This is a genomic window from Buttiauxella cochleicola (genome assembly GCF_021282435.1).
Taxonomy (GTDB): domain Bacteria; phylum Pseudomonadota; class Gammaproteobacteria; order Enterobacterales; family Enterobacteriaceae; genus Buttiauxella; species Buttiauxella massiliensis.
In genome coordinates this window covers 33,585-54,744 of the sequence record NZ_JAJSOT010000004.1, presented here as the reverse complement: position 1 = coordinate 54,744, position 21,160 = coordinate 33,585, and the positions used below count along the sequence as shown (strand labels likewise).

The 21,160-nt window shown below is 49.1% G+C and carries 18 protein-coding genes; 8 read left to right on the top strand and 10 right to left on the bottom strand.

Annotated features, from left to right (window positions below; all coding sequences use genetic code 11):
• Positions 1-17 precede the first annotated feature (17 nt).
• The gene (gene mnmL / locus LVQ77_RS11120; RefSeq protein WP_232904452.1) at positions 18-950 is read right to left on the bottom strand and encodes a tRNA modification radical SAM protein MnmL/YtqA; all 933 of its coding nucleotides are present in this window, start codon (positions 948-950) and stop codon (positions 18-20) included.
• Between the two features lie 680 nt (positions 951-1,630).
• Here mnmL and gltB point away from each other — a divergent pair.
• The gene (gltB, locus tag LVQ77_RS11115; RefSeq protein ID WP_232904451.1) at positions 1,631-6,088 is read left to right on the top strand and encodes a glutamate synthase large subunit; all 4,458 of its coding nucleotides are present in this window, start codon (positions 1,631-1,633) and stop codon (positions 6,086-6,088) included.
• Between the two features lie 9 nt (positions 6,089-6,097).
• Entirely contained in the window at positions 6,098-7,516 is a 1,419-nt protein-coding gene (locus LVQ77_RS11110; protein WP_232904450.1) for a glutamate synthase small subunit, read from the top strand.
• A gap of 97 nt (positions 7,517-7,613) precedes the next feature.
• Here LVQ77_RS11110 and LVQ77_RS11105 read toward each other — a convergent pair whose 3' ends face one another.
• The 8 genes from LVQ77_RS11105 to zapE all read right to left on the bottom strand — a co-directional run bounded on the left by LVQ77_RS11105 (position 7,614) and on the right by zapE (position 14,903).
• Positions 7,614-9,113, bottom strand: a complete 1,500-nt coding sequence (locus LVQ77_RS11105; RefSeq protein ID WP_232904449.1) for an MFS transporter — start codon at positions 9,111-9,113, stop codon at positions 7,614-7,616.
• Between the two features lie 90 nt (positions 9,114-9,203).
• The gene (gene nanA / locus LVQ77_RS11100) at positions 9,204-10,103 is read right to left on the bottom strand and encodes an N-acetylneuraminate lyase (protein WP_232866307.1); all 900 of its coding nucleotides are present in this window, start codon (positions 10,101-10,103) and stop codon (positions 9,204-9,206) included.
• Positions 10,104-10,283: 180 nt separating this feature from the next.
• Positions 10,284-11,066 carry a transcriptional regulator NanR gene (locus LVQ77_RS11095; protein ID WP_151992962.1) on the bottom strand — a complete coding sequence of 261 codons (783 nt, stop codon included), beginning with the start codon at positions 11,064-11,066 and terminating at the stop codon, positions 10,284-10,286.
• Positions 11,067-11,237: 171 nt separating this feature from the next.
• Positions 11,238-11,735, bottom strand: coding sequence for a ClpXP protease specificity-enhancing factor (sspB, locus tag LVQ77_RS11090; RefSeq protein WP_151992961.1), 498 nt, complete (start codon positions 11,733-11,735; stop codon positions 11,238-11,240).
• A 3-nt stretch (positions 11,736-11,738) separates the two neighbouring features.
• Positions 11,739-12,380: a stringent starvation protein SspA gene (gene sspA / locus LVQ77_RS11085; protein ID WP_034498882.1), complete on the bottom strand. Its 642-nt coding sequence runs from the start codon at positions 12,378-12,380 to the stop codon at positions 11,739-11,741.
• Between the two features lie 320 nt (positions 12,381-12,700).
• A complete protein-coding gene (rpsI, locus tag LVQ77_RS11080; protein WP_034459799.1) occupies positions 12,701-13,093 on the bottom strand; it encodes a 30S ribosomal protein S9 in 393 nt (130 codons plus the stop codon).
• Positions 13,094-13,107: 14 nt separating this feature from the next.
• Positions 13,108-13,536: a 50S ribosomal protein L13 gene (gene rplM, locus LVQ77_RS11075; protein ID WP_064514126.1), complete on the bottom strand. Its 429-nt coding sequence runs from the start codon at positions 13,534-13,536 to the stop codon at positions 13,108-13,110.
• Between the two features lie 248 nt (positions 13,537-13,784).
• Positions 13,785-14,903 carry a cell division protein ZapE gene (gene zapE / locus LVQ77_RS11070; RefSeq protein ID WP_232904448.1) on the bottom strand — a complete coding sequence of 373 codons (1,119 nt, stop codon included), beginning with the start codon at positions 14,901-14,903 and terminating at the stop codon, positions 13,785-13,787.
• A gap of 180 nt (positions 14,904-15,083) precedes the next feature.
• Between zapE and zapG the strand changes: the two genes are divergently transcribed.
• The 3 genes from zapG to degS all read left to right on the top strand — a co-directional run bounded on the left by zapG (position 15,084) and on the right by degS (position 18,218).
• The gene (gene zapG, locus LVQ77_RS11065) at positions 15,084-15,485 is read left to right on the top strand and encodes a Z-ring associated protein ZapG (protein WP_064514130.1); all 402 of its coding nucleotides are present in this window, start codon (positions 15,084-15,086) and stop codon (positions 15,483-15,485) included.
• A gap of 208 nt (positions 15,486-15,693) precedes the next feature.
• The gene (gene degQ / locus LVQ77_RS11060; RefSeq protein ID WP_232866310.1) at positions 15,694-17,064 is read left to right on the top strand and encodes a serine endoprotease DegQ; all 1,371 of its coding nucleotides are present in this window, start codon (positions 15,694-15,696) and stop codon (positions 17,062-17,064) included.
• Positions 17,065-17,150: 86 nt separating this feature from the next.
• On the top strand, positions 17,151-18,218 hold the full coding sequence (gene degS, locus LVQ77_RS11055) for an outer membrane-stress sensor serine endopeptidase DegS (RefSeq protein ID WP_232866311.1): 1,068 nt from the start codon (positions 17,151-17,153) through the stop codon (positions 18,216-18,218).
• A 70-nt stretch (positions 18,219-18,288) separates the two neighbouring features.
• Here the strand turns inward: degS and mdh are convergent, their stop codons facing one another.
• The gene (gene mdh / locus LVQ77_RS11050) at positions 18,289-19,227 is read right to left on the bottom strand and encodes a malate dehydrogenase (protein WP_232866313.1); all 939 of its coding nucleotides are present in this window, start codon (positions 19,225-19,227) and stop codon (positions 18,289-18,291) included.
• A 434-nt stretch (positions 19,228-19,661) separates the two neighbouring features.
• Here mdh and argR point away from each other — a divergent pair, with 434 nt between their 5' ends.
• The 3 genes from argR to yhcN (LVQ77_RS11035) all read left to right on the top strand — a co-directional run bounded on the left by argR (position 19,662) and on the right by yhcN (LVQ77_RS11035) (position 21,157).
• Positions 19,662-20,132, top strand: coding sequence for a transcriptional regulator ArgR (gene argR, locus LVQ77_RS11045; protein ID WP_154150925.1), 471 nt, complete (start codon positions 19,662-19,664; stop codon positions 20,130-20,132).
• A gap of 387 nt (positions 20,133-20,519) precedes the next feature.
• Positions 20,520-20,783 carry a peroxide/acid stress response protein YhcN gene (yhcN, locus tag LVQ77_RS11040; RefSeq protein WP_034459813.1) on the top strand — a complete coding sequence of 88 codons (264 nt, stop codon included), beginning with the start codon at positions 20,520-20,522 and terminating at the stop codon, positions 20,781-20,783.
• Positions 20,784-20,890: 107 nt separating this feature from the next.
• A complete protein-coding gene (gene yhcN, locus LVQ77_RS11035; protein ID WP_064555458.1) occupies positions 20,891-21,157 on the top strand; it encodes a peroxide/acid stress response protein YhcN in 267 nt (88 codons plus the stop codon).
• Positions 21,158-21,160: the final 3 nt, after the last annotated feature.

Genomic DNA, 21,160 nt, shown 5'->3' with positions numbered 1-21,160 from the left:
TACCGCACGCTTAGGGATTACAACAGAATTGCCGGGCTCCATGGTGTACCTATCGCCGAACCTTGTGTGCCATGCTCAGTCAGATACTTATCGATAGCGCCCATCCCGGCCCAACGATTCTCACACCACAGTGGTGCCAACAGGGTTGGTTGCCGAGCGTTAGCCGAAATTCGGTGGAACACGACATCAAGCGGGGTATGGCGAATCATTTCACCGGCCGTTGTCGCATACTCTTCTAATTCAATCGCCTGCAAGCGCCCTGCCTGCCAGCTTTTGGCCATCGTGCTGCCGTTGACGATATGCAATGGGTGGAGTTTGATACCGTCCACGCCTGTCTCAACGACTTTTTCCAGCGTCTCCATGGAGTGTGATTTCGTTTCACCCGGCAAGCCGACAATAAGATGACTGCAAACTTTCAACCCACGTGCTCGTGCTCGGCGTGTGGTTTCCTGGTAACAGCCAAAATCATGCCCACGATTAATACGATGCAATGTTTTGTCATGAGCCGTCTGTAAACCTAACTCCAGCCAAACTTCGTAGCCTTTATCGTGATACTCACTTAACAGATCCAGCACACTATCCGGTACGCAGTCAGGACGAGTCCCCACGCATAAACCAACGATACTGGCCTTGCTGACCGCTTGTTGGTACATCGAACGTAGAACCTGAACTTCAGCCCATGTGCTGGTGTACGCCTGGAAATAGGCCAGATAATGTTGAGCACGATTCACTAACTGTGATTGGCGCTCCAGTTGGTCGGCGATAGAGTGGTTTTGTTGGGTTTCATCGGCAAAAGAGGCAACATTGCAAAAAGTACACCCCCCACGCCCAATGGTGCCGTCGCGGTTTGGGCAACTGAAACCGCCATGCAGCACGAGTTTATGGACCTTATGGCCATAACGACGCTGAAGATCGCCACCAAACATATTGACTAATTTTTGTAACTGCATAATCTGATGGGCCGCCCTGTAAAAGGGACGTAGCCTGCCATTATCTGCCCAATTTAGCGATGACCTGGATCAATCGCTTTGGCGCAGCTTTATCCATTGCATAACAATGCAAAATTAGTGCAAGTTTACGCACGCAAAAGATGATTACTTTTCCTTATGTTGACTCCCTATTTTTAAAGAATATGTGACCTTGTGAAAAACAGTGTCATACAACACGCCAACCCGCATTGATAGCACAAGATCCTGCCAACTTAGACATTGCCAGCACGGTCTGGAATTTTGCAGCCCGCCAGATAGTGAGAGAGATCACAATACCCAAGCGATTCCCCTGCCGCTTAAATACGATAAAAATGATAATAAAATGTTTACATTCATGATGTTAAATACCATTTAGCACATAATCGTATAAATAAGAATGCCATTTGACCTGTGTGCGCTTTCCCGATAACTTGGAAATCCGCTGGAAGCTTTCTGGATGGGTTCTGTGCCCATCATATTTATGCAGTAATTTAGATTCCCTCTAAAGCAAGTCCTCAACACTTGTGAAACCGGATGCGTTAGACATCAAGAGGGCGACACACGCGGTAAGCGTAGATTCGCAAACCCCGTCGCCATGCCCTTGCTGCGTCTGGACGCAAACGGTATCGGGAATCACGTAGAGCCTGGGGAGGTTCACTGATATGTTGTACGATAAATCCCTTGAGAAGGATAACTGTGGTTTCGGCCTGATCGCCCACATAGAAGGCGAACCTAGCCACAAGGTAGTGCGTACTGCTATTCACGCACTGGCCCGAATGCAGCACCGTGGTGCAATCCTCGCCGATGGTAAAACCGGTGATGGTTGTGGCCTGCTGTTGCAAAAACCTGACCGTTTCTTCCGAATCGTTGCGGAAGAACGTGGTTGGCGTTTGGCAAAAAATTATGCGGTAGGCATGATTTTCTTAAACAAAGACGACGCGCTGGCAAGTGCAAGCCGCCGCATCGTTGAAGAAGAGTTGCAAAACGAGACCTTGTCGATTGTCGGCTGGCGCGAAGTGCCAACCAATGAAGACGTACTCGGTGAAATCGCCCTCTCCTCAAAACCTCGCATCGAACAAATTTTTGTTAATGCTCCGGCTGGCTGGCGCCCACGTGATATGGAACGTCGCCTGTTTATCGCCCGTCGCCGCATTGAGAAACGCATCCAGGATAAAGAATTCTACGTTTGTAGTCTCTCCAACCTGGTTAACATCTATAAAGGTCTGTGTATGCCGGCAGACTTGCCGCGCTTTTACCTGGACCTGGCGGACTTACGTCTGGAATCAGCTATTTGCCTGTTCCACCAACGTTTCTCCACCAACACAGTGCCACGCTGGCCGCTGGCCCAGCCGTTCCGCTACCTGGCGCACAACGGTGAAATCAACACCATCACCGGTAACCGCCAGTGGGCACGCGCCCGTACCTACAAGTTCCAGACTCCATTGATTCCGGACTTGCATGACGCAGCACCATTCGTGAACGAAACCGGTTCCGACTCAAGCTCCATGGATAACATGCTCGAGCTGCTATTAGCTGGCGGTATGGACATCGTTCGCGCCATGCGTTTACTGGTTCCACCAGCCTGGCAGAACAACCCGAACATGGACCCAGAGTTGCGCGCCTTCTTCGACTTTAACTCCATGCATATGGAGCCATGGGATGGCCCGGCCGGTATCGTTATGTCCGATGGGCGCTATGCGGCTTGTAACCTGGACCGTAACGGTCTGCGTCCAGCACGCTACGTCATCACTAAAGATAAGCTGATCACTTGTGCTTCTGAAGTTGGGATCTGGGATTACCAGCCTGACGAAGTCATCGAGAAAGGCCGTGTCGGTCCTGGCGAGTTGATGGTTATCGATACGCGTATTGGCCGAATTCTGCATTCAGCTGAAACCGATGCCGATTTGAAGAGTCGCCACCCGTATAAAGAGTGGATGGAAAACAACGTCCGTCGCCTGGTGCCGTTTGAAGATTTACCAGACGAAGAAGTTGGCTCCCGTGAAATGGATGACGATACCCTCGCAAGCTTCCAGAAACAGTTTAACTACAGCGTAGAAGAGCTGGATTCTGTGATTCGTGTGCTGGGTGAGAATGGCCAGGAAGCTGTGGGTTCAATGGGTGACGATACCCCGTTTGCCGTACTTTCTAGCCAGCCACGCATCATTTATGACTACTTCCGTCAGCAGTTTGCGCAGGTAACTAACCCGCCAATCGACCCGCTGCGTGAAGCGCACGTTATGTCACTGGCAACCAGCATTGGCCGTGAAATGAACGTCTTCTGTGAAGCAGAAGGCCAGGCACACCGCCTGAGTTTCAAATCGCCAATTCTGTTGTGGTCTGATTTCCAGCAGCTGACAACGCTTGAAGAAGAGCATTACCGCGCTGACACGCTGGACATCACTTACGATGCATCCACCCAGTCGCTACACGAAACCGTCAATGCACTGTGCGACGAAGCTGAACGCATGGTTCGCAACGGCACCGTTTTGCTGGTGCTGTCTGACCGTAACATCGCGAAAGATCGCCTGCCAGTTCCGGCTCCGATGGCGGTTGGCGCGATACAGACTCGCCTGGTCGAGAAAAATCTGCGTTGCGATGCGAACATTATCGTCGAAACGGCAAGTGCGCGTGACCCGCACCACTTCGCTGTTCTACTCGGTTTTGGCGCAACGGCGATCTATCCATACCTCGCCTACGAAACACTGGCGAAGTTAGTCGACAGCACGGCTATCGAAAAACCGTACCGTGAAGTGATGCAGAACTACCGCAACGGCATCAACAAAGGGCTGTACAAGATCATGTCCAAAATGGGCATCTCGACTATCGCCTCTTATCGTTGCTCGAAACTGTTTGAAGCGGTCGGCCTGCATAAAGAAGTTTCTGAGCTGTGCTTCCAGGGCGTTGTCAGCCGTATTGGTGGCGCAGGCTTTAATGACTTCCAGCAAGATTTGCTGAACCTGTCCAAGCGCGCGTGGTTAGCTCGTAAACCTTTGGATCAGGGTGGTCAACTCAAATACGTCCACGGTGGCGAATATCACGCTTACAACCCTGACGTGGTTCAGACGCTGCAAAAAGCGGTAAACAGCGGCGAGTACAAAGATTATCAAGAATACGCGAAGCTGGTGAACGAGCGTCCGGTGGCAACGCTGCGCGATATGCTTACTCTGGATCCGCAAGGCGAAACCGTTCGTATTGAAGACGTTGAACCAGCAACTGAGTTGTACAAACGCTTTGATACCGCGGCGATGTCTATCGGTGCGTTAAGCCCGGAAGCACACGAGTCGCTGGCAGAAGCAATGAACAGCATCGGTGGCAATTCCAACTCCGGTGAAGGTGGCGAAGATCCTGCGCGTTATGGCACCAATAAAGTGTCGCGTATCAAACAGGTGGCTTCTGGCCGCTTCGGTGTGACCCCGGCTTACCTGGTGAACGCTGATGTTATCCAGATTAAAGTCGCTCAGGGTGCTAAGCCTGGCGAAGGTGGTCAGTTACCGGGTGATAAAGTCACGCCGTATATCGCAAAACTGCGTTATTCCGTACCTGGCGTTACGCTGATTTCACCTCCGCCGCACCACGATATTTACTCTATCGAAGACCTGGCGCAGCTGATTTTCGACCTGAAACAGGTCAACCCTAAAGCAATGATCTCCGTCAAACTGGTTTCCGAACCAGGCGTTGGCACCATCGCAACGGGTGTGGCAAAAGCTTATGCCGACCTGATTACTATCGCCGGTTACGACGGTGGTACAGGTGCAAGCCCACTGTCATCAGTGAAATATGCTGGCTGCCCATGGGAACTGGGTCTGGTGGAGACACAACAGGCACTGGTTGCGAACGGCCTGCGTCATAAGATTCGCCTGCAAGTTGATGGCGGCCTGAAAACTGGCTTAGACATTATCAAAGCCGCGATTCTTGGCGCAGAAAGCTTTGGTTTCGGTACTGGTCCAATGGTTGCATTGGGTTGTAAATACCTGCGTATTTGCCACCTGAACAACTGCGCAACCGGTGTTGCAACTCAGGATGAAAAACTGCGTAAAAACCACTATCACGGCCTGCCATTCAAAGTGACAAACTACTTTGAATTTATTGCCCGTGAAACGCGTGAGTTGATGGCGCAGTTAGGCGTGAAGCGCCTGGTTGACTTGATTGGCCGTACTGACTTGCTCAAAGAGCTGGACGGTTTCACTGCCAAACAACAAAACCTGGATCTGTCGAATCTGCTGAAAACAGCTGAGCCTATGCCGGGCAAAGCAGTCTACTGGACCGAAACGAACCCACCATTTGATAAAGGTGACCTGAATGCTCAACTGCTCGCTCAGGCGAAGCAGTATGTGGATGACAAGCAGAGCAAAACGTTCTGGTTTGATATCCGCAACACTGACCGTTCAGTCGGTGCCACATTGTCTGGTTATATTGCACAGCACAATGGCGACCAGGGGCTTGCAGCGGATCCGATTAAAGCGCATTTCAGCGGTACAGCCGGGCAAAGCTTTGGTGTATGGAACGCCGGTGGCGTTGAGTTACACCTTACTGGCGATGCCAACGACTATGTCGGTAAAGGTATGGCTGGCGGTTTGATCTCACTGCGTCCTCCGGTCGGTTCATTCTTCCGCAGCCACGAAGCATCCATCATAGGCAACACCTGCTTGTACGGTGCAACAGGCGGCAAACTTTATGCTGCAGGTCGTGCGGGTGAGCGTTTCGCTGTGCGTAACTCCGGTGCGATTACCGTTGTAGAAGGCATTGGCGATAACGGTTGTGAATACATGACTGGCGGTATTGTCTGTGTCATCGGCAAGACGGGCGTGAACTTTGGTGCAGGTATGACCGGTGGTTTCGCATACGTGCTTGATGAAGATGGTGATTTCCGTAAACGCGTTAACCCTGAGTTGGTTGAACTGCTCAACGTTGATGAGCTGGCTATTCACGAAGAACACCTGCGCGGGATGATTACCGAGCATGTGCAACTGACGGGTTCCCAGCGCGGCGAAGAAATACTGGCTAACTGGCCGGAATTTGCCTCAAAATTCACGTTGGTTAAACCGAAGTCCAGTGATGTTAAAGCATTGTTGGGTCACCGCAGTCGTTCCGCAGCTGAGCTGCGGGTGCAGGCGCAGTAAGAGGTCACGATGAGTCAAAACGTTTATCAATTTATCGACTTACAGCGCGTTGATCCGCCAAAGAAACCGCTCAAGATCCGTAAAATTGAATTTGTGGAAATTTACGAGCCGTTCTCAGAAGGCCAGGCCAAAGCACAGGCAGACCGCTGCTTGTCTTGCGGCAACCCGTACTGTGAATGGAAATGCCCGGTTCATAACTACATTCCAAACTGGCTGAAGCTTGCCAACGAAGGGCGCATTATTGAAGCGGCTGAACTGTCTCACCAGACAAACAGCCTGCCGGAAGTGTGTGGCCGAGTTTGCCCACAAGACCGTCTTTGCGAAGGTTCTTGTACGCTGAACGACGAGTTTGGTGCTGTCACCATCGGTAACATCGAGCGCTATATCAACGATAAAGCGATTGAGATGGGCTGGAAACCAGACCTGACGGGCGTTAAGCAAACCGGCAAACGTGTTGCTATCATCGGTGCTGGCCCTGCTGGGCTGGCATGTGCTGATGTGCTGGCACGTAACGGTGTGAAAGCTGTGGTTTATGACCGTCACCCAGAAATTGGTGGCCTGCTGACCTTCGGTATTCCAGCGTTCAAGCTGGAAAAAGAAGTGATGACCAAACGTCGCGAGATCTTCAGTGGCATGGGCATCGAATTCAAGCTGAACACTGAAGTGGGCCGTGACGTTCAGATCGACGAGCTGCTGAAAGAGTATGATTCCGTGTTCCTGGGTGTTGGCACTTATCAGTCAATGCGCGGTGGTTTAGAGAATGAAGATGCGACAGGCGTATTCGACGCACTGCCGTTCCTCATCGCTAATACCAAAAAGATCATGGGCTTCGGCGACTCGCCAGAAGAGCCGTATGTGAATATGGAAGGCAAACGCGTTGTGGTGCTTGGCGGTGGTGATACCGCGATGGACTGCGTACGTAGTTCTATTCGCCAGGGTGCAACGCACGTCATCTGTGCTTACCGCCGTGATGAAGAGAACATGCCGGGCTCTAAACGCGAAGTGAAAAACGCGCGTGAAGAAGGAGTCGAGTTCCAGTTCAACGTGCAGCCACTGGGTGTCGAAGTGAATGGCAACGGTCGCGTATCGGGTGTGAAAGTGGCTCGTACTGAACTGGGTGCGCCGGATGCAAATGGCCGCCGTCGCCCGGAAATCGTTGCGGGTTCCGAGCACGTAGTGCCTGCCGATGCGGTGATTATGGCGTTTGGTTTCCGCCCACATGCCATGCAGTGGCTGGAAAAACACAGCGTTGAGCTGGACAGCCAGGGCCGTATTCTGGCACCGGAAGGTAGCGATAATCCATTCCAGACCAGCAACCCGAAAATCTTTGCTGGCGGTGACGCCGTTCGTGGTTCCGACCTGGTGGTTACAGCGATTGCTGAAGGCCGTAAAGCGGCTGACGGGATCCTGAACTTCCTCGAAGTGTAATTTGTCTGTCAGGTAGCTATCCGCTTACCTGACTTATCAATACGAAAAGCCCGGTGATATGAAAATCACCGGGCTTTTTATGTTTTATCAGACTGCTTTATTTCACTGCTTTGTGCATCATCGGCCCCTTAACCGGCCCTTCTTTAACAATACCAGCCCCACTAAACGGCTTCCCATCTATGGCATCGTGAGTCCGTACTGCTTCAGGGTGAATCCAGCGCTGAATCCGTGATGGCATATCCAGGCCAATCAACAGAATGACTACAAAGGTCAGGCTAAATGAGAGCGACGCCAGTGCAGTGCCTAAATCGAGACGCTGAGCGATAGTGGCGCCAATTATCGGAGCCAGTGCACCACCCAGCGCACCAACGTTATAGGTAAAGCCCAGACCCGCGGCACGCTGTTCGGTATCGAAATAACCACCAATCAGTTTTGGTAAAATCCCCGCGATCCCTTGCCCCAACATCTGCTGTAAGAACAACAGCAGACCCAGCACCCAAATGTTACCGCCACCGATGGCAAATACCGGAATAATCAGTAATTGCGACGCCAGGAGGCTGCAGACATAAGCTTTGCGTGTTCCTAACCAATCACCGAGGAAACCACCTACACAACAACCAACTGCAGCACCAAAACCGCTAAAGAACAGAATATGTGCAACGGTTTTTGGGTCGTAGGCCAGCTCAGTTTTAAGATATGTTGGTAACAATGCCTGAATAGGCCATGAATAAAGGAAGGCAAAGAACACCACGACCATCAGTGTGACACCTGTTGGCCAGCGCTTACCGCTGCTTTGCACCATAAAGCTGATGAACACCGCAGCACATATCAAACCCAGTACAGCAATAAGTACCGCGTTGCCAAGGTTACCGGCAAAGCAGAAGTAAAGCGCCGTTGCGACGACAACTGTCAGGCCAATATTGATAAGCCGATGCTCGCCGCGGTACAAAATATCCACCATGGTTTTGGTTGGTTTTGTATCAGCAAACTTCTCTTTCCAGTCTTCTGCTTCCGGAATATTTTTACGCAGCCAGAGCGCAAAGATAATAGGCAAAATGCCGATGAAGAACAGCGCACGCCAGCCCCATGCCGGTACCACAACGCTATATACTTGAGCTGCAATCACTGCTCCTACAGAGAAGCCTGAGATAAGAAAGCCACTCGCCTTATTACGCATATGTTTCGGCCAGCTTTCGATGACATAGGTGGCACTAGACCCATATTCGCCAGCCATCCCCATGCCAATCAGCAGACGAGCAAGAAACATCGTCGTAAAACCCGGAGCAAAGCCACACGCCAGCGTACCGAACGAAAACAACACGATGCTGGTTATCATCGCAAGCTTGCGACCATAACGATCGCCCATTGCACCTAGAACAAGGCCACCAAACCAGCGCGAGATAAAGGCCGCAGAGATCAAGCTCGCCGCCTGAACAGTTGTCAGGCCAAATTCACTTTGAATTTCAGTTAGTACTAATGCTATCAAGACAAAATCAAAACCATCCAATAAGTAGCCAATCCAGGCAGCTGAAAATGCTTTCCATTGCGGCTTAGTCAAATGGCGATACCACGGGATCCGTTGGGCAGTGTTGTTCATAAAGCACTCCCGGTACGAGTTCGTTAAAACCCGTCCTTTTGTTGGGTCTGATTAGGTATGGTTTACAGCACCATGGTTTATTTATGTCATTCAGAACGCTGCACGTTCTTCCTGAAGCTGGACTGCGAGTGCTTTAAGCTCTGGCAGATAATGCTCTTCCACTGGCGAGAATGGTTTGCGACACAGCGGTACAGCAACAACATCCATGTAATGCAGTAAAGTTTTCAGTCCACGGAAAACACCCACTTTAATCAGTACATCAATAACTTTATTACATTCACTTTGAAGCAGGCTGGCACGTTGCATATCCCCGCTCTGAACCGCTTGCTTAATTGCCTGGTAGCGCCACCCCATTACGTTGTAAGTACTACCAATCCCACCATCGGCTCCTGCAACCAGCCCAGATGCGAAGATCTCGTCATAGCCGTTGTAGAGCACAAGATCCGGATGAGCGCGACGGATCTGTTCCATTTGGTAGAGATCGCCAGAAGTCTGTTTTAATGCTCCCACACCCGGTAAATTGATTAAGGTATCAATTTGCTCGAGAGTGAGTTTCACGCCACTTAATGCAGGTATGTTGTAAACCACCATTGGCAAACCGTCAGATGCATCAATTACTGCGCGGTAGTGATCGCAATGTTCATTGAAACTAAACGGATAATAGAATGGTGTTACGGCAGAGACAGCATCAAAACCGTAGCGGTGTGCGGCACTCGCCAGCACCTGGCTCTCATGAGTACTGATACTGCCTACGTGCGCAATCAGAGTTACTTTCCCTCTGGCTTCTTCAGCAACGATTTCCAGCACTTGCTCACGTTCCTGTGCACTTTGTAGAAAGGCCTCTCCGGTCGAACCACCTACGTAGATACCATCAATACCCTGCTCAATATTGAAACGAACCAGACGGCGCAAGCTGTCGGTATCTACCTGTTGTTGCTTATTGAATGGAGTAAGCAGTGCGGGCATCACACCGCGAAGATTCTGTGTCATATACGCCTCTATTGTTGTCTGGTTTCTTAACATAACGATATACCTTTATACCTGTTATACCAGATCAAAAAGTAAACACCACATCACTAAGCGCTCAGGATGCGATCTTGGTCATATGAAATTATGATGGCTAATGAGACGTACTAAAAATTCGTGCGAGGGATCTCAGATTAAAGTTGGCTACTTTTTGGAAGTGCGTTTGCGCGGCGTGGGATAGTAGGAGGCGAATACGCTTTTCAAATGAGCTTTTAATGCCGCGTCAGCAGCATCAGGATCACGAGCCTGAATCGCGTTATAAATCTCAATGTGCTGTTGATAGCTAATATTGTTGTGAGCATGAAGAACGTCCTGAGAAACCGTTGGGCGTGCCGCAATCAACCAGTCTAGCAATGCGACATGTACTGCCATAAAGATCGGATTATCAGGGATCTCCGCTAATTCCCGGTGGAATTCGATATCGGATCGAATAAACAGATCGTTATCATCCAGGGCCTGGTTGTTCATCTCCAGCGCTTTCCCAAGCCGAGCGATTTGCTCGTCTGTGGCAAACTCAGCGGCATAGCGAACCAGGCTAGATTCAAAGAACATACGCAGTTGTTCAAAGTGCGCAATCCCGCCTGGGCGCGAAAGGAAATCTTTTGCTACCCCAGACAACTCACCAATGATGGTATCTGCAGAAGGACGAGAAACGCGAGCGCGCTCTCCGTTACTAATTTGCACCAGACCTTTTCTTTTAAGTGCCGCCAGTGCTTCACGAACTGAAGGACGACCAACATTGAAAAAGGCCATAAGTTCGCGTTCGGAAGGCAGTTGTTCACCTTCAGCAAACTCTCGTCTGCGAATCATTTGCTCAAGCTCTTCTTCCACCATTTCAGAGAGTTTTTTACGTGCAAGCGGGCGACGTCGCATCGTATGTCCGATGGTTTCAGTCGTCTCAGGTGGTTGCTCGTCAAATGTACTCATAGCGTCAGAATCGGCCGTTTATGGAAGAAGCATCGCAAATAATATAGCCGAATCATAACACAGCAAATCATGTCTTACGTAAAGATGCAGTCTGTCGGCTTGTTTAAGACAATAAAAAGCCAGTCATAAGACTGGCTTCGATTTGCTCTTTGACGGGCATGATTTCGCGAGTTACTTCACTACGCGTAATGCCGGACGGCCACCACGTGGAGGGGGTTCGTCATCCGGACCATCGTCATCTTCATCATGATCGGGGCGTGAGCCATCGATCACCTGCATCACCATTTCTGAATCCGATGGTTGCTGCTCATTATCGTTATGACTTTCGCCATCTTCGTCATAGCTGGCTTCCGGCTCGAACATGGTGCCAGCACCATTTTCACGCGCGTAAATAGCCAGAACCGCAGCCATAGGAACAAACACCTGACGTGGCACACCACCGAAACGCGCATTAAAACGCACATCACTGTTGGCTAACTCCAGGTTTCCTACCGCACGCGGCGCGATATTGAGGACAATTTGCCCGTCACGTGCATATTCCATAGGCACATGCACGCCTGGCAATGTCACATCCACAACCAAGTGCGGTGTGAGCTGGTTATCCAGTAGCCACTCGTAAAAAGCACGAAGCAGATACGGACGACGTGGTGACAATTGCGACATTTCCATCAATTAGCCCCGGGTCTGAAGACGCATTTCGCGCTCAGGTTCGGTCAAAGAAGCGAGGAATGAATCACGCTCAAACACGCGAGTCATATAACCTTTCATCTCTTTAGAACCCGCGCCTGTCAACTCAATACCCATCTGCGGCAAACGCCACAGCAACGGTGCCAGGTAGCAATCTACCAGGCTGAATTCATCACTCAGGAAGAACGGTTTCTGAGTAAATACAGGTGCGATGGCCAGCAGTTCTTCACGTAATTGCTTACGTGCAGCATCAGCTTCTTGAGCAGAACCGTTCATCACAATGTGCATCAGTGAATACCAGTCTTTCTGGATACGATGCATGTACAGGCGACTTTCACCACGTGCAACCGGATAAACCGGCATTAATGGTGGGTGCGGGAAACGCTCATCAAGATATTCCATGATGATGCGGGATTCCCACAGGGTAAGTTCGCGGTCAACCAGGGTCGGTACGCTGTGATTTGGGTTGAGGTCAATCAGATCCTGAGGCAGGTTATCCGTTTCCACATGCTCAATTTCAACGCTAACACCTTTTTCAGCCAGTACGATACGCACCTGGTGGCTATAGATGTCAGTAGGACCGGAAAACAGCGTCATCACCGAACGTTTGTTGGCAGCGACAGCCATGAAAACCTCCAAGTTTATCAGAAAATTACTGCTAATAGCCGCAAGCGGCAACTAACCTGACCGTTTGATACCCAACGACGCCGGAACACCACCAGTTGCCAGAAAACAAGGCGAAAACAAACTGATGCCGACATGAGGGCAGAAAATTGGTTGATAGTTTACCAGATTTTACGGGTTTTGTGGGGGACGGATCTGGATTTTGAATGAAAAGCTAGTGCTATCAAAAAGTTAGCAACACTAAATATAATTTTCAGGCATAAAAAAACCCGGTACAAGACCGGGTTTTTTCGCAAATTGTATTCTGCAAAAGCAGAGGACAATTAACGTTTGGAGAACTGAGGACGACGACGTGCTTTACGCAGACCGACTTTCTTACGTTCAACTTCACGAGCATCACGAGTAACGAAACCAGCTTTACGCAGTTCGCCACGCAGGGACTCGTCGTACTCCATCAGAGCGCGGGTGATACCGTGACGGATCGCACCAGCCTGACCAGAAGTACCACCACCTTTAACAGTGATGTACAGATCGAATTTCTCAACCATATCAACCAATTCCAGCGGCTGACGAACTACCATGCGGGCAGTTTCACGACCGAAGTACTGTTCCAAAGAACGTTGGTTGATGATGATTTTACCGCTGCCCGGTTTGATAAAAACGCGAGCTGCAGAACTTTTGCGGCGACCAGTGCCGTAGTATTGATTTTCAGCCATTGCCATAATCCCGATTAAATGTCCAGAACTTGCGGTTGCTGTGCCGCGTGGTTGTGCTCGGTGCCCGCGTAAACTTTCAGTTTACGGAACATAGCACGGCCCAGCGGGCCCTTTGGCAGCATGCCTTTAACCGCGATTTCAATCACACGCTCAGGATGGCGAGCAATCATCTCTTCAAAGGTCGCTTGTTTGATACCACCGACGTAGCCGGTGTGGCGGTAATACACTTTGTCAGTACGCTTGTTGCCGGTTACAGCAACTTTTTCTGCGTTCAGAACGATAATGTAATCACCAGTATCAACGTGCGGAGTGTATTCCGCTTTGTGCTTACCGCGCAGACGGCTAGCCAATTCAGTAGCCAGACGACCTAAGGTCTTACCGTCAGCGTCAACAACGAACCAGTCGCGCTGTACGGTTTCTGGTTTAGCTGTAAAAGTTTTCATTAAAAGCTTACCCAATATATAGTTACACGTAGGTGTTCACCCAAACGTTTAAAATCAGTTCAAGGTTCACACGACAAAGTCCGGCAAACCTACCCCTTCGAATAGCCAATGCCAGCACGACCAAGTTTTGGGAAAAAAACTTTGGTTGTAACGTGGGGTCGCAAGATTATAGGGAAGTCGCCCCTAAAGGTCGAACCTTTTTGTCGTTTTTGTCTCACTTTGTAGTTAGCCCCGGCCTCAATTGTGGTTTAAGGCATATGCGACAAACGCAAATATTCCTCACTTTGCATTTCCTGCAAGCGCGACAGGCAGCGCTGGAACTCAAAGCGCAATCTTTCTCCCTGATAAATCTCGAATAGAGAAACTTGCGCTGATACCACCAGCTTGACGTGACGTTCGTAAAACTCATCTACCAGTGCGATGAAGCGACGCGCTTCATTTTCATTACGCGTATTCATTATCGGTACATTAAACAACATTACGGTATGGAATAGACGCGAAAGTGCGATGTAGTCATGCTGACTGCGAGCATCGACACACAACGTATTGAAATCAACTGCAAGCGTCTGATTAGCAATACCTAAAGTGGCTAATGGACGATGATTAATTTCCAGCACTGGCTCCCCTTCCCGCACCGCACCGGCCAGAGCTGAGTAGAGTTTTTCCATTTGCCCTGCTGTTTCGTCGTTAAGTGGAGAAAGCCATAAATGGGCCTGGGTCAGTGTTCTCAAGCGGTAATCGATACCCGCATCAACGTTCATGATTTCACAGTTGCGCTTTATCGCGTCAATCGCAGGGATAAATCTCGGCCTCTGTAGACCGTTACGATACAGATCATCCGGCGGAATATTGGATGTAGCCACAAGCGTAATACCGCGAGCAAACAGCGCTTGCATTAGCGTGCCAAGCAACATCGCATCGGTGATATCCGACACGAAAAACTCATCAAAACAAAGAATGTCCGTCTGGGATTTGAAGCGGTCTGCAATGACTTCCAGTGGATCTATTTGCCCCTGTAACTCAGCCAGTTCTTCATGTACGCGCAGCATGAATCGATGAAAGTGCAACCGCAGCTTGCGTTCGCCAGGTAAACTCTGAAAAAACATGTCCATTAACCAGGTTTTCCCTCGCCCCACTCCACCCCACATATAGAGTCCACGGACAGGCTCCTGATTTGCCGAAACGCTACGTTTACTAAAGAGCTTGCCAAAGAAACTACCGCTTGCTGCCGCAACTGACGTTTGACTGGTTAATGCCTGCCAAATGGCGTCCAGTCTGGCGACAGCCTCACGTTGCACATCATCCGGTTGATAGCTGCCCTCGGTCAGGGCTTGTTGGTAGCGCGATGCAGGGGAGAGATTTTGCATGGTATTATGGTATTCCCTTAAAAATCGGATTGCCGTTTACTTAATGCTCAAAAAAGGACGGTTGTCGAAAAAAAGGCCGTTCTACCCTAAGCGATGCTGCGTCAGGATTCCACTTCTCTTAGGTTAACGGTTATAGTGGCTACATTACCCTACGGAAACACAATACAACGGGAGAAGTTCATGACCTGGGAATATGCGCTAATTGGGTTAGTTGTTGGCATCATCGTTGGTGCAGTTGCTATGCGTTTCGGCAACCGCAAGCTGCGTCAGCAGCAAGCTATGCAGTACGAGATTGAGAAAAACAAAGCAGAACTTGAAGAGTATCGTGAAGAGTTAGTTAGCCATTTTGCACGTAGTGCCGAATTGCTCGATAACATGGCTGATGATTACCGCCAGCTTTATCAACACATGGCAAAAAGCTCCAGCAGCTTGTTGCCAGAAATGTCAGCAGAAGCGAATCCATTCCGTAACCGCCTCGCTGAGTCTGAAGCCAGCAACGATCAGGCACCGGTGCAAATGCCGCGTGACTATTCTGATGGCGCATCCGGTTTGCTGCGTACCGAACGCGCAAAACGCGACTAATCACAATTCTGTATTTTTTTCCTGGGGTACGGTTTTCGTACCCCAATCTCTCTCACGCACAGCTATCATTTACTAGTATCTCATCACTCTATAACAACATTGTTACCCGGTTGATATTTCAATAACATCGGAGTGTCACCCCCTGTAGCTTGATAGATGACAGGTCGGTCGGGTTTTCCTTTTTCCAGGTTACGAGAGCAAGCCACCAATGAAGAAACAAACACTGTTGTTGAGTGCATTAGCGATAAGTGTCGGACTAACGTTCGGTATTGCATCGCAGGTAAATGCGGCGTTGCCAGCACAAGTTCCGGGCCAGGCAGCAATACCAAGCCTTGCACCAATGCTGGAAAAAGTATTACCCGCTGTAGTTAGCGTGCAGGTAGAAGGCACAGCTGCAGCACCGAGCCAGAAAGTCCCAGAAGAGTTTAAAAAGTTCTTTGGTGATGACATGCCACCATCGGAAGCTCAGCCATTTGAAGGTCTGGGCTCTGGCGTCATTATTAATGCAGAGAAAGGCTATGTGTTAACCAATAATCACGTCATCAACCACGCCGAGAAAATCAGCGTGCAGTTAAATGATGGGCGTGAGTTTGATGCCAAATTAATTGGCGGTGATGACCAAAGTGATATCGCACTGATTCAAATCCAGAATGCGAGTGGCCTGACGCAAATCGCCGTGGCTGATTCAGACAAGTTGCGCGTTGGTGATTTCGCGGTAGCCGTAGGTAACCCATTTGGCCTCGGGCAAACAGCCACATCAGGTATCGTTTCAGCACTGGGTCGTAGTGGCCTTAATCTTGAAGGATTGGAAAACTTTATCCAGACAGATGCTTCCATTAACCGTGGTAACTCCGGTGGCGCGTTGCTGAACCTGAACGGCGAGCTTATCGGCATAAATACCGCGATTCTCGCGCCAAGCGGCGGTAGTGTCGGTATCGGTTTTGCTATTCCAAGTAATATGGCGCAAACCCTGGCTAAACAACTGATGGAATTTGGTGAAATCAAACGCGGCTTGCTCGGTATTAAAGGTACTGAGATGAGTGCGGATATCGCTAAAGCCTTTAACCTCACAACTCAGCGTGGCGCGTTTATCAGCGAAGTCTTACCGCAATCAGGTTCAGCAAAAGCAGGCGTGAAAGCCGGTGATGTGATTACCAGTTTGAATGGCAAAGCCATCAACAGTTTTGCAGAGCTGCGAGCAAAAATCGCCACAACTGAACCTGGAACTGTAGTGAAACTGGGCTTGCTGCGCGATGGGAAACCATTGGAGGTGAGCGTGACGCTGGATAAAAGCACGGCATCATCAGCTAACGCAGAACTGATTATGCCAGCCTTACAAGGCGCAACCCTGAGTGATGGCCAGCTAAAAGATGGCACCAAGGGCATTAAACTCGACAGCGTTGAAAAAGGTACGCCTGCGGCACAAGCCGGCTTACACAAAGATGATTTCATCATTGGCGTGAACCGCGAGCGGGTCTCAAGTATCGCGGAAATGCGTAAGGTTCTGGAAAGCAAACCAGACGTCATTGCATTGCATGTGGCGCGTGGTGAAGAGAGCATATATCTGTTAGTTCGTTAATCTGCTCAGTAATCGGACATCTGTGTACGATGTCCGATTAACTCATGCTATTCTGCTTCCGGCTTATTATTAACTAATTCAAATCCATGTTTCTAAAGATATTACGCTCGGTGGTAATTGGCCTGATTGTGGCTGGATTGTTGTTGGTTGCATTACCAACGCTGCGCCAGAAAATCGTCCCTTTAGCCCCCTCAAAGTTTGACAGTGCTGATGAAACTCCGGTGAGCTACAACTCTGCGGTGCGACGCGCTGCGCCTGCTGTGGTGAACGTATACAACCGCAGCATCGGTAACAATTCACAAAATCAGCTAGAAATTAAAACTCTCGGTTCAGGCGTCATCATGGACGAGCGTGGTTATATCATTACCAATAAACACGTCATTAATGATGCCGAACAAATTATTGTTGCACTGCAAGATGGCCGTGTGTTTGAAGCGCTACTGGTTGGCTCCGACAGCCTTACCGACCTGGCTGTATTGAAGATCAATGCCACCAGCCTCCCCGTTATTCCTATCAACAATAAGCGGGTGCCGCATATTGGTGATGTCGTAATGGCGATTGGTAACCCGTATAACCTTGGGCAGACCATTACGCAGGGGATAATCAGCGCGACAGGTCGTATTGGCCTTAGCCCTTCAGGCCGCCAGTCATTCCTGCAAACTGACGCCTCAATTAACCACGGCAATTCCGGCGGTGCGCTGGTTAACTCACTCGGTGAGTTAATGGGTATTAACACATTGTCGTTTGATAAAAGTAATGATGGCGAAACCCCGGAAGGTATCGGCTTTGCAATCCCGACTCAGCTTTCCACCAAAATCATGGATAAGCTTATTCGCGATGGCCGCGTGATTCGTGGCTACATTGGTATCGGCGGGCGTGAGATAACACCATTGCATGGCCCGGCTACCGGCATTGATCAGATTCAGGGGATTATCGTTAACGAAGTTTCACCTGGCGGTCCGGCAGCGAAAGCAGGTCTTCTGGTTAATGACGTGATTATTTCGGTGAATAATAAACCAGCCATTTCAGCATTAGGCACGATGGACCAAGTGGCAGAAATTCGCCCAGGGTCAGTCATTCCGGTTGAAGTGATGCGCGATGATAAGAAGCTAATATTACAAGTGACGATTCAGGAATATCCAGCCACTAACTGATAAATGCTGAATCGCAGGCAATAAAAAACCGGAACTTAGTTCCGGTTTTTTTATCTCTGAAGCCTGGTGTTTACTTGTTAACGAACTCTTCACCAAGAGTAATATCTTTCTTCAGGGTATCCAGCATACCTTCCAGCGCCTGGTGCTCAAACGCACTCAGTTTGCCGTAAGATTTGATCTCTGCAATACCGTTTTTACCCAGCAGCAGCGGCTGAGAGAAGAAACGAGCGTGCTCGCCATTCCCTTCAACATACGCACATTCAACCACATTGCTTTCGCCTTGCAGCGCGCGAACCAGAGACAGACCAAAGCGTGCAGCCGCCTGACCCATTGACAGGGTTGCAGACCCGCCACCAGCCTTCGCTTCTACAACTTCAGTACCCGCATTCTGAATACGCTTAGTTAAATCAGCAACTTCCTGCTCAGTGAAGCTTACGCCTGGGATCTGAGACAGCAGTGGCAGAATAGTCACGCCAGAGTGTCCGCCAATAACAGGGACTTCGATATCGGTCGGCAGTTTACCTTTCAGTTCCGCAACAAAGGTGTTGGAGCGGATGATGTCCAGCGTAGTTACGCCAAACAATTTGTTTTTATCGTACACACCTGCTTTTTTCAGCACTTCCGCTGCAATAGCAACGGTGGTATTCACAGGGTTTGTGATAATACCGATACAGGCTTTAGGGCAAGTTTTAGCAATCTGTTGAACCAGATTCTTCACGATTCCCGCATTGACGTTAAACAGGTCAGAACGGTCCATACCTGGTTTACGTGCTACACCGGCAGAGATAAGCACCACATCCGCACCAACCAGTGCAGGAGTTGCATCTTCACCACAGAAACCTTTGATTTTTACATCTGTCGGGATATGACTCAGATCGACTGCAACACCTGGGGTTACAGGTGCAATATCATACAGAGAGAGTTCTGAACCTGAAGGCAGCTGGGTCTTGAGTAGAAGGGCAAGCGCCTGGCCGATTCCGCCTGCTGCGCCGAGGACTGCAACTTTCATCCTAAACTCCTTATTATGGTTAGCAAATAGGTGCCGTAACTCCATGCGGTGGCGACCATAATCCAGAGAAGGGGTAATTACAATATTCCCGCTCAAGGTTTGCGAAGTTACGCAATCCTGAAACGTTACTGCTGCATTTACTCGCCGGGTGGAAACGACGCCTTAGCGCCCGGTCACAACCTGATGTTGTCACATCAACAGGCGGTTACATTACCCCTCCCTACGCAGCAAAACAACATCATTTTGATAACATTTAATTTACCTAACAACTTATTTTCGAGTCGTGACGAAGGCATGTTTCTCGATAACAAAATTTGATAAAATCAGCCCCTTTCATAACATTATTTCAAGCTTACACCCAGCCATTGATTTGCATAAAAATTCATTTAAATGCATAATAATGTTATCTTTGTTGACCTGAATATGGGTGACCTATGCGTGTTTCCTCAAAACAAGAAGAATTAGTCAAAGCATTCAAAGCATTATTGAAAGAAGAGAAATTTAGTTCTCAAGGCGAGATCGTCCATGCCTTGCAAAATGAAGGTTTCGAAAACATTAACCAGTCCAAAGTATCCCGCATGCTGACCAAGTTTGGTGCGGTGCGTACTCGCAATGCAAAAATGGAAATGGTGTATTGTTTGCCTGCTGAATTGGGCGTGCCGACCACATCAAGTCCGTTAAAAAATCTGGTACTGGATATTGATTACAACGATGCCGTTGTCGTTATCCACACAAGCCCGGGTGCTGCACAGTTGATTGCACGCCTACTGGATTCTTTAGGTAAAGCTGAAGGGATTCTGGGCACGATTGCCGGAGACGACACTATCTTTACTACGCCTGCCAAAGACTTCACCGTTAAAGAGCTTTATGAAGCGATTCTGGTGCTCTTCGAACAAGAGCTTTAAGTCTTAACACGGCTGTTCCCCGCTGTTATTGAACGGCGGGAACACCGTACTGATAACATCCTTCTATTTCCTTATGCCTGCCTGCAAATCTCATTCTTCACATCTACTCCTGCTTTAAAAACCGAACCCATCAGCAAGTTATGTGATGAACCGCACAAAAAGTCAAATTCTGATATCTCATTGTTTTTACTTATATTTAACATATATAAAGCAATAAAAGATCATTTTTAATAACTTTACGTAATAAAGAAAACCTCTATTATTGTAAAGTTTCATAGAGAATAATTAGCGTGGTATTAATTTTCCACGTTATTAGTGTATACTTGATTTTGTGATGAGGGTCACGGAATGAGGACCCAAATAAAAGAATACGACGAGGTAAAAATTATGAACATGAAATCAACAGTAGTAGCCGCCAGCCTGCTTTCAATGCTGTCATTTGGTGCTTTCGCAGCCACATCTGTTAACGCAGAACAGGCGCAGAATCTTCAGCCGATGGGCACAGTTTCTGTAAGCCAGATAGGTAGTGCACCAATGGATATGCACCAAATGCTGAATGAAAAAGCTGAAGCGAAAGGGGCATCTTCTTATCGCATCGTTGAAGCACGTTCTGGTGATGCATGGCACGCCACAGCTGAGCTGTATAAATAAGCCTGGCAGGTATAAGTAATAACGATTAATCAACACGACGGCCCCAAGAACAATAAAAGCAGTTAAGCCCTTCCGGTCGTTGAGAACATAATTCAGGAGTAGACATCATGAAAACCAAATTAACCATCGCAGCACTGAGCCTTTTCTCTGTTATCTCTTTCGGCGCTAACGCAGCCGCGCATCAGGTAAACAGTGAACAAGCACAAAACATGCAGTCTATGGGTAGCATTTCTGTCAGTCAGACTGGCAGTGCGCCAATGGATATGCGTCAGGAATTATCACAGAAGGCGACTAAAGAAGGTGCATCGGCTTATCGCATAACCGAAGCACGTACTGGCGATACCTGGCACGCAACCGCTGAACTGTATAAATAAACC

Bases quoted from the DNA above. Each gene is read 5' to 3' on its own strand.
- mnmL (WP_232904452.1), bottom strand. From the start codon at position 950: ATGCAGTTACAAAAATTAGTCAATATGTTTGGTGGCGATCTTCAGCGT.
- gltB (WP_232904451.1), top strand. From the start codon at position 1,631: ATGTTGTACGATAAATCCCTTGAGAAGGATAACTGTGGTTTCGGCCTG.
- LVQ77_RS11110 (WP_232904450.1), top strand. From the start codon at position 6,098: ATGAGTCAAAACGTTTATCAATTTATCGACTTACAGCGCGTTGATCCG.
- LVQ77_RS11105 (WP_232904449.1), bottom strand. From the start codon at position 9,113: ATGAACAACACTGCCCAACGGATCCCGTGGTATCGCCATTTGACTAAG.
- nanA (WP_232866307.1), bottom strand. From the start codon at position 10,103: ATGACACAGAATCTTCGCGGTGTGATGCCCGCACTGCTTACTCCATTC.
- LVQ77_RS11095 (WP_151992962.1), bottom strand. From the start codon at position 11,066: ATGAGTACATTTGACGAGCAACCACCTGAGACGACTGAAACCATCGGA.
- sspB (WP_151992961.1), bottom strand. From the start codon at position 11,735: ATGGAAATGTCGCAATTGTCACCACGTCGTCCGTATCTGCTTCGTGCT.
- sspA (WP_034498882.1), bottom strand. From the start codon at position 12,380: ATGGCTGTCGCTGCCAACAAACGTTCGGTGATGACGCTGTTTTCCGGT.
- rpsI (WP_034459799.1), bottom strand. From the start codon at position 13,093: ATGGCTGAAAATCAATACTACGGCACTGGTCGCCGCAAAAGTTCTGCA.
- rplM (WP_064514126.1), bottom strand. From the start codon at position 13,536: ATGAAAACTTTTACAGCTAAACCAGAAACCGTACAGCGCGACTGGTTC.
- zapE (WP_232904448.1), bottom strand. From the start codon at position 14,903: ATGCAAAATCTCTCCCCTGCATCGCGCTACCAACAAGCCCTGACCGAG.
- zapG (WP_064514130.1), top strand. From the start codon at position 15,084: ATGACCTGGGAATATGCGCTAATTGGGTTAGTTGTTGGCATCATCGTT.
- degQ (WP_232866310.1), top strand. From the start codon at position 15,694: ATGAAGAAACAAACACTGTTGTTGAGTGCATTAGCGATAAGTGTCGGA.
- degS (WP_232866311.1), top strand. From the start codon at position 17,151: ATGTTTCTAAAGATATTACGCTCGGTGGTAATTGGCCTGATTGTGGCT.
- mdh (WP_232866313.1), bottom strand. From the start codon at position 19,227: ATGAAAGTTGCAGTCCTCGGCGCAGCAGGCGGAATCGGCCAGGCGCTT.
- argR (WP_154150925.1), top strand. From the start codon at position 19,662: ATGCGTGTTTCCTCAAAACAAGAAGAATTAGTCAAAGCATTCAAAGCA.
- yhcN (WP_034459813.1), top strand. From the start codon at position 20,520: ATGAACATGAAATCAACAGTAGTAGCCGCCAGCCTGCTTTCAATGCTG.
- yhcN (WP_064555458.1), top strand. From the start codon at position 20,891: ATGAAAACCAAATTAACCATCGCAGCACTGAGCCTTTTCTCTGTTATC.